This window comes from uncultured Tessaracoccus sp. (assembly GCF_947286155.1).
In the GTDB taxonomy this organism is placed as follows: domain Bacteria; phylum Actinomycetota; class Actinomycetes; order Propionibacteriales; family Propionibacteriaceae; genus Arachnia.
The window spans coordinates 50746-63180 of sequence record NZ_CAMYPD010000011.1; the positions used below are offsets into that span (position 1 = coordinate 50746).

Here is a 12435-nt window from a genome sequence, read left to right on the forward strand (position 1 = left end):
CCGGGTCTCGGGCCCGGTCCGGGCCCACATACCCAACCCTAGTAGGTGCTCATTCTGCTCGCGCGTTCGGGTGCAGGTTGGGCTCACGCCGGTGCGCTGCCGGCCGGCGCGGACCCCGTCGGGCAGAGGTAACCTGTGCGGCTCAGTTCCGGAACATGTGTCACTAGCTTAGCCGCGACGAGGCGTCGTCGGGAGGCAGGTGACACATGATCCGCTCAGTTGCCGCACAGGTTGCAGGTGCCTGCACGCGACGAGACGTCGTCGGGAAGCGTCTCGTGGAAATGGTTGGGCAATGCGGGAAGATCCGCGGGCGCTATCGCCTCGGCGTTGAGCGGCGGAGAAATCGTCGGTGTAATTTCGCCCCAACGGCACGGCCTGCTACGCGTTGTCGTATAGTTGACTCACTACGAGTAGTAGTAGCCCGTTCAACCGTACCCGACGAGCATCAAGGGGGTAGACGATGGGCCGCTGGATCCAACGACGGTGGCACGACTTCACCCATGCCTTCACGGGGTGGATGGGCGTCACGCTCGCAGCGTTGATCGGAGTGACGATCGGCGTCACGGGCTTCACCTTTCATTACTCCGGATTCTTCAACTACTTCGGAGACAGCTCGGAGACGTGCGTCGCCTGCCATGCGATGAACGAACAATATGAGGGTTGGGCAAGGGGATCGCACCGTGACGTCACTACCTGCAACTCCTGCCACACCCCGCACGATTCCATCGTGGCGAAATACATCAACAAGGCCGACAACGGCTTCTTCCACTCACTGTGGTTCACGACCGGCACTTACCCGGAGAACATCAAGATTCGTGACCACAACAGGGGAATCGTCGAGGATTCCTGCGTCTACTGCCATGGGGCGATGGTCGACGACATTGCCCACGGTTCGGCCGCTCGCGGCGAACAACTCTCCTGCATTCGATGCCACGACGGCGTGGGTCACAAGAGGTGAACAACATGACTGACAATGCAACCAAGAAACCTGAGTAGAAACTCTGGGTCGGTCCGAAGGCCCGCTGGGTGCCGATTCTGGTGCTGGTGCTGGTCGCAGCATGTGCGGCTGCACTCACCTGGTTCCTCACTACCATCTTCGAAAACAAGCAGGATGCCAAGGCACCGTTCACTCACGTCGTGAACGTCGACGAGACCACCTACGACGCGGAGGTGTGGGGTAAGAACTTCCCGCGTGAGTACGAAGGGCACATCGCCACGAAGGAGATGAGCAAGGATCCGCAGAAGACCGTCGAACACACGCCCACCAAGAACGACCCCCGTACGCGCGTCGCGACGAGCAAACTCGAGCTGGATCCGCGATTGGTGACGATGTGGCAGGGCTATGCGTTCTCCGTCGACTACCGCAAGCCCCGTGGCCATGAGTACATGCTGGAGGATCAGCAGCTCACCCGTCGCGTGCGGGAATTCGAGCAGCCCGGCGCCTGTCTGAACTGCCACGCCTCGCTTCCCGAGGTCATGGACTCTCTCGGTAACGGCGACCGCGAGGCTGGCTGGGCTGCGATGAACAAGCTGCCCTACAACGAAGCCGCCCAGCACGCCAAGGCCCCGATCGCCTGCATCGACTGCCACGAACCCGGCACCATGAAACTGCGCGCCACCCGCCCCGCGTTTATCGAGGGCATCGCCCGCTACATGGAAAATGTCAAGGGCATCAAAGACTACGATGTCAACCGCGATGCCAGCGTCCAGGAGATGCGCTCGTTTGTGTGTGCTCAATGCCACGTCGAGTACTACTTCAAGGGTGAGGAGAAGACACTCACCTTCCCATGGACCCACGGCCTTGAGGCCAACGACGCAATCAAGTACTACGACGAGGTCGGCTGGAGCGACTTCGAGCACAAGCTCACGGGCGCGAACGTGATCAAAGCGCAGCACCCTGACTTCGAGACATGGTCTCAAGGCGCCCACGCGGCCAACGGTGTTGGCTGCGCGGACTGCCACATGGCCTACAAGCGTGACGGTGCGCAGAAGATCACCGACCATCAGATCGCCAGCCCCATGCGCAGCAAAGAGTCGATCAACCAGACCTGCCTCACCTGCCACAACGCTACCGAGGATGAGATGCAGGCCCGCGTCGACAAGATTCAGGAACGCTGGCAGGGTTCGGTCGACGTCGCCTTCGACGCTCTCGACGCCCTCATCAAGGACATCGAGGCCAACAAGGACACCGCTGATCCGGCAGCACTGACCAAGGCCCGTGACTTCCAGCGCAACGCACAGTTCCTGATCGACATGAACGTCTCCGAGAACAGCCACGGCTTCCACGCCCCGCAGTATCAGACCTCGTTGCTCAACCAGGCCACCGATTACGCCCGCAAGGGTCAGCTCGCCCTCCACGGCATCGACGTTGGCCCGGTGACCGCGAGCGGACAGAACGGATGAGTGGCGCTAGCGGCAGCGTCGATGTTCAGGCGCTCGACGAGTTCCTTGCCCAGGCGCCGCCCGAACTGAAGGAATGGGCTGACGCGCAGCGCGACGGGCTGTCGTCTGCGCCCGGATTAGCGGAACTCCAAGACGATGAAAGCATCGTCGCCGAGGAGTCGACTGACCGGAAGCCGAAGCGAGAGCCGGCCACCGTTGCGCAGGGCATTAACAAAGTCCTCGTCGCGCTGCTCGCGGCCGCAATCGTGCTGCTGGTGCAGGCCTGGGGTCGTCCGGCCCCCGAACCTGCACCCGATGCGCCAACCGGGGGCATGCCCTCGATGGGTGCGGGCCAGACTACATTCAAGGAACTCGACACCAAACGTGTGGGCGAGTTGAAGCAGCGGTTGGAGCAGAACTCCAAAGACGTCGAAGCGCTGCGCGAGCTGGGCACGCTCTATCAGGAAGCGGGCCAGTGGCAGGAATCCTACGACTGCTGGGAGAAGCTGCTCGTCGTGAAGCCCGATGACGTTGATGCGCTCCTCTCGAGCGGCGTGTACCGCTTCAACACCGGCGACATCGCCGGTGCGGAACAGCGCTGGACGCAGGTCACAAAGATTGCCCCGAACAAGCCCGAGGGCTACTACAACCTGGGTTTCGTCCACATGGCCAAACAACCGGCCGACATCGAGAAGGCGAAGGCCGCGTGGGAGAAGCTGCTCGAGGTGGCGCCCGACTCGGAACTGGCCAAGACGGCCTCACAGCACATCGACCGCCTAGCCTGAGGAGAGATGGCCCATGTTGCAGCAGCAGGAGCGTCCACAAATGCGAGACGCGCTCGACGACGACATTCAAGTCGCGCCGAGCCATCTGCTGGCGAAGCTGTACGCCTTCTTCTACAACAAGTTGGTGGGCCTCATCCTCATCCTCGCGACGGGACTGCTCACCCTGCTTGGAGTGTTGGCCCGGCAGATGCCTGACTCCGCCCGCTTCGATCCGGCCCAACGAGCCGCCTGGCTCGAACAGGTGCGGCCCATCTACGGCGGTTGGACGGACGTCGTCGACGCACTCGGTGTTTTCCACATCTTCTCCTCGCCGATCTTCCTCACCGTCACCGCGCTGCTGGCGCTGTCGATCATTGCCTGCACCACCCATCGGCTGCCGCTGCTGTACCGCAAGGCCTACCGGCCGCACACCCACGTGCGCCCCACCTTCTACGAGCACGCGAAGCTGACCACAGAGATTCACTCCCCGAAGGGCCAAGCCGACGCGTTGGCCGCCGCGACCGCCGCGCTGCGCAAATCTGGGCAGAGGGTGATCGCGGATGAAGACGGGGAGACGCTCTATGTCGACCGTTTCCACTGGGCACCGTTCGGTACCGCGGCAGCGCACCTGGGCTACGTGGTTGTGATGGCTGGTTTCCTCGTGAGCTCGTTCGCAGGCTTCCGAATTGACAACTTCGATCTCACCGTCGGGATCCCCCGCGATGTGGGCCACGGCACCGGTCTCACCGCCGAGGCCAGGTCATTCACCGATACCTACGACGACCAATGGGGTACCCCCATCGACTACGTCTCCGACCTCGTCGTCAGCCGCGACGGCGCGGAGCTCTCGCGGCAGATGGTACGCGTCAACGATCCCCTCATCATCGACGGCATCTACTTCCACCAGGCATCCTTCGGAATCTCAGCGGTTATCACCGTGTTGGATGCGCAGGGCCAAGAGCTCTTCCACGACGGGGTCCCGCTGGCCTGGACTACGCCCGACGAGCGGGGCCATTACGGCGTGGCCGTGCTTGAGGAACAGGGTGTGGAGGTGTTCGTCATCGCCAACGCCTCCGGCGCACGGGTCCCTGGCCTCGAGGCCGGCCAGGTGCGCGTGGAAACCTACCCTGTCGATTCCCGCACCCCACTGGGGCAGGCGATCGTTGATGCCGGGTCGAGCGCGCAAGTGGGGGAGTTGACCGTCGGTTTTGATCGTGAGCAGCAGTACACGAGCCTCATCGTCAAGCGCGACCCGGGAACGGTCATCGTGTGGATCGGGTGCGCGCTGCTGATCGTCGGAACCTGCCTCACGATGGGGCTGCCACACCGCCGACAGTGGGTGCGTGTCACCCCCGACGGCGACGGCTCCCGCATCCAGATGGCCACCCCCGACAAGCCGGACTCGGCGCGGCGCCGGCTCTTCGACCAACTCGCCCGCTCAATCCAAGGCGCCACGGAAGGCACTGAACGAAAGGCGTAGCCATGCTCGAAACTGCACAGTTACTACTTATCGCGACGACCGTTCTGACGCTGGTGTCGTTCGCGTGTTATGTGGTGGCGTTTTGGTTCTCTCACCAGGCCAAGGCGACGGCCCGCGTCAAGCAGACGGCGCTCGTAGGCGCCGACGCCGACCCCGCGGCGTCGACGGCGGACGAGCCTGAGCAGGGGAAGCGAGGGGGAACGTCGCGAGGCACCGTGTGGCTCGGATCAGCGCTGATGCGTGTGAGTCTGCTGCTGCTCACCGCTTCGCTCATCACACGCGCGATCTCGACGGGGCACGCTCCGTTTGCGAACCACTACGAGTTCGCCGTGTCGTTCGCGTGGGGCATGATCCTCGCGCACGTGCTTGTGGAGTGGAAGTATCGAGTGCGAACGCTCGCGCTGGGCGTATTGCCAGTGATCTTCGGCATGTTGCTCTACGCCACGACGCTCTCCTATGAGGCGAAGCCGCTGATGCCAGCGCTGCAGAATTCGCCGCTGCTCACCACGCACGTGTTCTGCGCAGCGCTCGCCTACGGTGCGGCCGCAGTCGGCTTCGGTGCCGCGGTGATGTACCTGCTCGGTCCCCACGTGCCTTGGAAGGGATGGCCGAAGCAGGAGATCCTCGATGAGATCGGCTACAAGTCAGTGGTGGCGACGTTCCCGCTGCTCACCATCATGATCGTGCTGGGCGCGCTGTGGGCCAACATCGCGTGGGGTCGCTACTGGAGCTGGGATCCGAAAGAGACGGCCGCGCTCGTCACCTGGCTGGTCTACGGTGCCTATCTCCATGCGCGGGTGACGCGCGGCTGGACCGGGAAACGGTCGGCGTGGTTGTTGGTGCTTGGCTTCGCCGCGATCATCTTCACCTACTTCGGAAACCTCTTCTTCGGCGGACTGCACTCCTACGCATGAGTACCGCTAAGCACACGCAAGGCCGCGGCGGGCTCGTCGGACTGCTCATCGTCGTAGCGATCACGGCTATGGCGCTGATCGTCGGCAACCAGTTTGTCGGATCTTCCGGGCGAGAGGGGGCCCCTCCGGGGGCATCGTCGACGGTGGAAGTCGCTGGGGCTCAACGGCGGCCCCTAGTGGGGGAGCAGGCCCCCCGGCTGGCCGCTGCGTCATTGGATGGCGCATTCGACCTTGCCGCGGCAGACAAGCCCACTTGGGTGGTGTTCATGGCCTCATGGTGCCAGCAGTGCCGCGCCGAGACCCCCGACGTCGCTGCCGCAGCGAAGGCGCGCGACGACGTGGAAATCGTCGGGGTCTATCTCGGCGAGGACGAGGAGACGGTGCGGGCGTACAACGAACGACTGGGCCTGACGTTCACGGCCATCCCAGACGAGTCGCAGAAGCTCGCGGCATCGTACGGAGTGCGAGCGATCCCGGCGCACTACTTCATCGATGCCGACGGGACAGTGCAGGAACTGGCGTTCGGGGCGCTGTCCGCCGACACCATCGAGGAGCATCTGGACCGGCTCGTGGGCGGATGAGTCGTCTGGGCGCCCGCCGCGCTCAGCCCTGGGCCGCGGCCTTGGCAGCGGCGGGGAGCGCGTCGATGATCCGGCCGATGGCCTCGTCGTCGTGGGCCGCCGACAGGAACCACGCCTCGAACGCCGACGGGGGCAGCGCGACGTGCTGGCTCAGCATCGCGTGGAAGAACCGGCCGAACGCGGCGGTGTCCTGTGCCTTCGCGTCCTCGTAGTTGCGCACCGGCTCGCCGCGGAAAAACACCGAGAACAGGCTGCTCGCGTGCTGCACCACGTGCGGCACCGACGCGGCGTTGAGCGCGTCGTGCACCGCCCCCTGCAGCTGCTCCGAAACGCGATTGACATGGGCATACACCTCGTCGGTGGCGAGTCGGAGCGTGGCGATGCCAGCCGCCGTCGCGAGCGGATTCCCCGACAACGTTCCGGCCTGATACACGGGCCCGACGGGGGCCAGCAGCTGCATGACATCTTCGCGCCCGGCGAGCGCCGCCAGCGGCATGCCGCCGCCCACCACCTTGCCGAACGTGACGAGGTCGGGCGTATAGCCACCCTCAACCCCCAGCCACCCGCCCGGCGCGGTACGGAACCCGGTGAGCACTTCGTCGACGATCATCAGCGCGCCGTGCTCCTCAGTGAGGCGGCGAATCTCCTGGTTGAAGCCCTCCGACGGCGGCACCACGCCCATGTTGCACGGCACCGCCTCCGTGATGACGCACGCGATCTCGCTGCCCGCCTGCGCGAACACCGCCCGCAGCGCGTCGACGTCGTTGTACTCCACGACGATGGTGTCGCCCGCTGCGGCTAGTGTTACGCCAGCAGAACCGGGCAAACCCTGGGTGGCCAGCCCCGACCCTGCAGCGGCGAGGAGCGCGTCGGAGTGCCCGTGGTAGCAGCCGGCGAACTTGACGATCTTGCTGCGCTCGGTTGCCCCGCGCGCCAGGCGGATGGCGGTCATCGTCGCCTCGGTGCCCGTCGACACGAACCGCACCTGCTGGGCGGCGGGCACCCGCTCGCGGATGAGCTCGGCCAGCTCCACCTCGGCGCTGGTGGGGGCGCCGAACGATAGCCCCTTCGCCGCCGCTTCCTGCACCGCGGCCACCACCTCGGGGTGCGCGTGGCCCAGCAGCGCCGGACCCCACGAACACACGAGGTCAACGTAGTCCTGGCCGTTCACATCAAAGACGTGCGCACCGCGCGCCTTCGCGACGAACACCGGCGTGCCGCCCACCGAACCGAACGCGCGCACCGGCGACGACACTCCGCCAGGGATGACGCCCTTCGCACGACGAAACAGCGTGTCCATGTCAATTACTTCAGCCATGAGGCCAACTCCAATCCCCAGTAGGTGAGCACGATGTCGGCGCCTGCCCGCACGATGGCGGTGACGGACTCATCGATGGCGCGCTCGCGGTCAATCCAGCCGTTCGCAGCGGCCGCCTCGATCATGGCGTATTCGCCAGACACCTGATACGCAGCGACGGGCACGTCGGAAATCTCCGCCACGTCGGCGAGCACGTCGAGGTAGTAGCCGGCGGGCTTCACCATCACCATGTCGGCGCCTTCGGCCAAGTCAAGGTGGGTTTCGCGCACGCCCTCTCGGCGGTTGGCCGGGTCTTGCTGGTAGGTGCGACGGTCGCCCTGCAGCGTCGAAGTGACCGCCTCGCGGAACGGGCCGTAGAAACTCGACGCGTACTTTGCGGAGTAGGCGAGGATGGCGGTGTCGATGTGGCCCTCCCCGTCGAGCGCAGCGCGGATCGCGTCGATCTGGCCATCCATCATCCCTGAAGGTGCGACGACGTGCGCCCCCGCGCTGGCTTGCGCGATCGCCATCGACGCGTAGGCAGCGAGGGTGGCGTCGTTGTCGACGGAGCCGTCGTCGGCGAGGAACCCGCAGTGTCCGTGCGAGGTGAACTCGTCGAGGCAGGTGTCGGCCATGATGACGGTGTCGTTGCCCACTGCATCGCGACAAGCGGCGATGCCGCGCTGCAGAATGCCGTCCTCGGCCCATGCCTGCGAGCCGCGATCATCCTTGACCTCGTCGGAAGGCACGCCGAACAGCATGATGCCGCCGAGGCCGGCGTTCGCAACGTCTTCCGCGACGCGCTTGATGCCCTCAGTGGTGTGGCGCCGGACGCCGGGCATGGAAGCGATGTCGCCTTCGGTATCGGCCACGAAGGCAGGAAGTACGAGCTGGCTAGGGTGGACGCGGGTCTCGCGCACCAGCCTGCGCATGGCCGGGGTGGTGCGCAAGCGGCGCGGGCGGAAGGGAATGTGGGTCATGGCACCCACGTTACCTCGGAAAACCTGACCGTTATCCTCCACCAGAAGCTAACGACCCCTTGTTTTGGCGGTTTTTCTTCGCGCGTGGAGGAAAACGGTCAAAACGGGTGGGGCCGTGGCGCCGCGCCGGACGGATGGGGCCGGGCGTGCTGGTCGGACGGGTAGCGATGGCGGGCAGACCGCGCGGCAGCGCGGCGGGCGCCGCCGAATGACCGTTATCCTCCACACCTGTAAAAAATGCTCGAAAAGCGGGTCTCGTTAGCTTTTGGTGGAGGATAACGGTCAACTTTCGTGGGTGCTCCCGATGGCTTCGACGAGCCCGGCCACATCCTGCGTGGCCGCGGTGGCGGCGACGGGGACGCCTGCGGCGTCGAGCGCCCGCCGCGACGGCTCACCAAACGCGACGACGCGCACGTCGTCGCGCCACCCGAGCAGTGCGTCGAACGCCCGCCCAACGGACCCCGACGTGACCACCACAATGTCGAACTGCCCGGAACCCCAGGCGCGAAGGGCCTCGTCAGGCACGCTATCGAGCGCTGCCATGGTGTAGATGGGCACGACGTCGACCTCCCACCCCTTCGCGCGCAGCCCGTCGGCGAGCGTGGGAGAGGAAAGCTCAGAGCCTGGAATCAGCACGCGGCCCGGCCCATCGGGGAACGCCTCAGCCAGTGCGCGCCCGCTCGACTCTCCCTCTGGGATGAGATCGACGACGTACCCCGCCGCCTCGAGCGCCTTCGCCGTCGCCGCTCCGACCGCAGCCACGCGCGCACCCTCCGGCAGTCCGACTCCGCGCCGGGCGAGGCATTGCACGGTGTTTGCCGAAGTCACAGCCACCCAATCAGCTGCTGGCAGCGGCCCGACGAGCGGCACATCCACCACCTCCTGCACCGGCTGGCAGAACACCTCCGCACCCGTGGCCCGCAGCCCGTCGGCGAGCGCCCCATCGGCGCGCGGCATGAACACCTGCACCCCCGCCAGCGGCGTTTCCCCTCGCCAGAGCGAGGCATCGTCGTGCAGTTCGGCCAGCCGCGACGGGCGCGTCGCATCCAGTTCCGCGACGTCTGCCGCGCCCCCGTCGAGCAGCGCGCGCACCGCCTCATCGGCCACACCGTCGGCCAACGGCCGCTCCACCAGCGCCGACGACCGCCCGTCGAGCGCGAACACCCCGGCGCGCAGTACGCCGTCGGCTACGAGCGCGGTGATGGGCGCCGCGCAGCCGCCCCCCAATCCGGCGAGCACCGCTCGCTCGGCCTCCACGGCCCGCCGCGCGTCGGCGTCGTCGACGGCAGCCAGGGCCTGCAGCACTTCGGCGTTGTCAGCCCGGCATTCGAGCGCCAGCGCGCCTTGGCCGGGCGCGGGCAGGATGGGGAGCAGCTCGTCGATCTGATCCGCCATGCCCAACCGACGAAGCCCCGCCGCCGCGAGCACGACGGCGTCGAGATCGCCGTCGGCGACCCGCGCCAGGCGCGTGCCGACGTTGCCGCGGATGTCGACGTATTGGAGGTCAGGTCGCAGCGCGCGCAGCTGGGCTACCCGCCGGGGCGACCCGGTGCCCACCTTCGCGCCGGCGGGCAGATCGTCGAGCCGGCGCCCGGCGGCGCAGAGCGCGTCGTGCGGGCAGGCTCGTTCAGGCACGGCGGCCACGACGAGCCCCGGCACCGCCGCGGTGGGGAGATCTTTCAGCGAGTGGACGGCGAAGTCGCAACGCCCATCGAGGATGGCGGTGCGCAGCTCCGCCGCGAACACGCCGAGCGCGCCGAGCTTTGTGAGCGAGCCGCGCTCCACGTCGCCGCCGGTGCGGATACGCACCAGCTCGACGGTGTGCCCGAGCGCCCGCAGTTGGTCGGCCACGAGCTCCGATTGGGTTACCGCTAGCAGCGATGCCCGCGTGCCAAGCCTCAAATGCATGCCGGCTCCTCACCGAATCCGTTCCGCGGCCTCAACCACTGGCCCGATGCCGTTGCCGTCGAGCCACGCGCCCACCACGTCGACGCCGACGGACGCCGCGGCATCCAGCACGGCCTCGCGCTCGTCGGCCGCGATGCGCCCGGGCATCTCGTGCGAGATGGCGACGACGTCGCGGATGTGGCCGCTCAAATCCAATTTGGTCAGCGCCGATGCATCCGCAGCCACCATCTCACGCGACGGCGCCTCCGCCCCGCCGTACGACAGCCGCAACACGTGCACGCCCTCCACCCACGGCCACTTGCGCGAGTAGTGCGTGAGCGCCCGCGCGACGATGGCGTCGTCGCGTTCGCCCATCAGCAGCCCAGATCCGACGGGGTCCGCGCCGAGCTCTGGGTGGTCGCTCGCCACCAGCACAACCTGCGATGGCGTGGTGGCCGCAGGCTCCGACACCGTCGCGCCCAGCCCGGCCAGCAGCCGCGCCGTCACCGCGCCGGGGGTAGCGAGCACGACGCGTTCGGCCCGCAACTCACCATCGCCCGTAGTCACGACGAACTCGGCGCCGTCGCGCTCCACCGCGGACACCGCGCACCCGCAGCGCACATCCAGCGGCGCCGCCAGCTCGTCGATCAGGCGGAACATCCCCCCGACGGGCTGCGCCACCGCCGCCTGTCCCGGGCGCCGGAGCGCGGCGACCGCGCCCAGCAGCGACCCCTCCGCGGCCAGCGCTTCCAGCAGCTTCGGCGCGAACACGTCGAGGCGCACATCCATCGGGTCCGAGCGGTACACGCCGCGCGTGAGCGGCGCCATGAGCTTTTCGACGACGCCTCGGCCCATGCGCGCCTCTGCGAGCTGGCCGGCGGTGGTGGCGTCGGAGCCGACGCTGCGGTCGAGGCTCAGGTCTCGCTCCACCTGCGCGCGCTCATCCGCGGTCAGCACCCCCAATGCTGGATCGTCGAGCGATCCCGGGATGCCGAGCACGCCGTCGGCGAGTGGCACGATGCGGTCGCTCCACCACACGTGTGGCTGCCCCGCTGGCCCGGCCACCTCCAGCCCCAACTCCGCGCACAGCGCCTGCGCGGCCGCGCTGCGGGTGGCGAACGCCTCCGCGCCAGCATCGACGCGCACGCCGCCCACCTCGACGGGCGCGATCATCCCGCCCGGCGCGTTCGCCGCTTCGAGCACCACAACGTCGTGCCCAGATTCGACGAGCTTCCTCGCGGCGAGCAGCCCCGCTAGGCCGCCCCCGACGACGACGGCGCTCATAGTTCGTGGATGAGCGCGACGAGGTCGGTCAGCACGCTCGGGTCGGTGGTGGGGGGAACGCCGTGGCCGAGATTTACGACGTGCGCCGGGGCGGCCTTGCCCCGCTCGACGACATCGCGGGCATGCGCCTCCAGCGCATCCCAGCCGGCGGCCAGCATGGCCGGGTCGATGTTGCCCTGCAGCGGGAGGCCGGGCACGAGCTGGGCGGCCTCGTCGAGGGGTGTGCGGTAGTCCACACCCAGGGCCTCGACGCCGCATTGGGCCATGTCAGACAGGATTTGGCGCGTGCCGACACCGAAGTGAATGCGCGGCACCCGCCCCTCTACCGCGGCCAGCGCCCGTGCCGAATGCGGCGCGACGGAAGCGACGTAGTCGGCCCGGCTGAGCGACCCGGCCCACGAATCAAACAGCTGCGCCGCCCGCGCGCCGGCGTCGACCTGCACCTGCAAGAACTGCCCCGACAGCTCCGCGCACCACGCGAGCAGCCGCTCCCACGCCGCAGGGTCGGCGTGCATCATGGTGCGGGCGGCGAGATGATCGCGCGAGCTCTTCCCCTCGACGAGGTACGCGGCGAGCGTGAACGGCGCGCCCGCAAACCCGATGAGCGGCACCTCGCCCAACTCGTCGACGAGAATCTGCACGGCCTCGGTGATCGCCGACGGGTCGTCCATGCGGTGCGACGTGATCCGCGCCACGTCGGCTGCGGTGCGCACCGGCTCGTCGATCACGGGCCCCACCCCAGGCACGATGTCGACGTCGACCCCGGCCAGCACGAGGGGCGTCATGATGTCAGAGAAGAAAATCGCCGCGTCCACCCCGTGCCGCCTGACGGGCTGCATCGTGATCTCGGCAGCGAGCTCAGGCCG

Annotated in this window: 11 protein-coding genes and 1 pseudogene; 6 read left to right on the forward strand and 6 right to left on the reverse strand. The window is 67.4% G+C overall.

Features of this window, described 5'->3' with window-relative positions:
• Positions 1-460: 460 nt before the first annotated feature.
• The 6 genes from nrfH to Q0X68_RS04495 all read left to right on the forward strand — a co-directional run bounded on the left by nrfH (position 461) and on the right by Q0X68_RS04495 (position 6121).
• On the forward strand, positions 461-958 hold the full coding sequence (gene nrfH, locus Q0X68_RS04470; RefSeq protein WP_297741151.1) for a cytochrome c nitrite reductase small subunit: 498 nt from the start codon (positions 461-463) through the stop codon (positions 956-958).
• 68 nt (positions 959-1026) lie between these two features.
• On the forward strand, positions 1027-2403 hold the full coding sequence (locus tag Q0X68_RS04475) for an ammonia-forming cytochrome c nitrite reductase subunit c552 (RefSeq protein ID WP_297748161.1): 1377 nt from the start codon (positions 1027-1029) through the stop codon (positions 2401-2403).
• Positions 2400-3167, forward strand: a complete 768-nt coding sequence (locus Q0X68_RS04480) for a tetratricopeptide repeat protein (RefSeq protein WP_297748164.1) — start codon at positions 2400-2402, stop codon at positions 3165-3167. Before Q0X68_RS04475 ends, Q0X68_RS04480 begins: the two co-directional genes overlap by 4 nt.
• Positions 3168-3180: 13 nt before the next feature.
• Positions 3181-4626: a cytochrome c biogenesis protein ResB gene (locus Q0X68_RS04485; protein ID WP_297748167.1), complete on the forward strand. Its 1446-nt coding sequence runs from the start codon at positions 3181-3183 to the stop codon at positions 4624-4626.
• A 2-nt stretch (positions 4627-4628) separates the two neighbouring features.
• Positions 4629-5540 carry a cytochrome c biogenesis protein CcsA gene (ccsA, locus tag Q0X68_RS04490; RefSeq protein WP_297748170.1) on the forward strand — a complete coding sequence of 304 codons (912 nt, stop codon included), beginning with the start codon at positions 4629-4631 and terminating at the stop codon, positions 5538-5540.
• On the forward strand, positions 5537-6121 hold the full coding sequence (locus tag Q0X68_RS04495; RefSeq protein ID WP_297748173.1) for a TlpA disulfide reductase family protein: 585 nt from the start codon (positions 5537-5539) through the stop codon (positions 6119-6121). Before ccsA ends, Q0X68_RS04495 begins: the two co-directional genes overlap by 4 nt.
• A gap of 22 nt (positions 6122-6143) precedes the next feature.
• On the opposite strand, the gene hemL is transcribed toward Q0X68_RS04495, so the two are convergent.
• The 6 genes and pseudogenes from hemL to Q0X68_RS04520 form a co-directional block, all read right to left on the reverse strand.
• Complete coding sequence (gene hemL / locus Q0X68_RS04500) at positions 6144-7439, reverse strand: glutamate-1-semialdehyde 2,1-aminomutase (protein WP_297748176.1); 1296 nt, start codon at positions 7437-7439, stop codon at positions 6144-6146.
• Positions 7427-8350 (reverse strand): porphobilinogen synthase, encoded by a 924-nt coding sequence (gene hemB / locus Q0X68_RS04505; RefSeq protein WP_366127725.1) that lies wholly within the window; start codon positions 8348-8350, stop codon positions 7427-7429. Before hemB ends, hemL begins: the two co-directional genes overlap by 13 nt.
• 330 nt (positions 8351-8680) lie before the next feature.
• Positions 8681-9355: a uroporphyrinogen-III synthase gene (locus Q0X68_RS13110; RefSeq protein WP_366127727.1), complete on the reverse strand. Its 675-nt coding sequence runs from the start codon at positions 9353-9355 to the stop codon at positions 8681-8683.
• Positions 9356-9424: 69 nt separating this feature from the next.
• A pseudogene (gene hemC / locus Q0X68_RS13115) lies at positions 9425-10306 on the reverse strand (hydroxymethylbilane synthase); the annotation flags it as partial.
• A 9-nt stretch (positions 10307-10315) separates the two neighbouring features.
• On the reverse strand, positions 10316-11569 hold the full coding sequence (locus Q0X68_RS04515; RefSeq protein ID WP_297748184.1) for an NAD(P)/FAD-dependent oxidoreductase: 1254 nt from the start codon (positions 11567-11569) through the stop codon (positions 10316-10318).
• A partial coding sequence (locus tag Q0X68_RS04520) for a uroporphyrinogen decarboxylase (RefSeq protein WP_297748187.1) occupies positions 11566-12435 on the reverse strand: 870 nt, incomplete at its 5' end. The genes Q0X68_RS04520 and Q0X68_RS04515, both read right to left, overlap by 4 nt.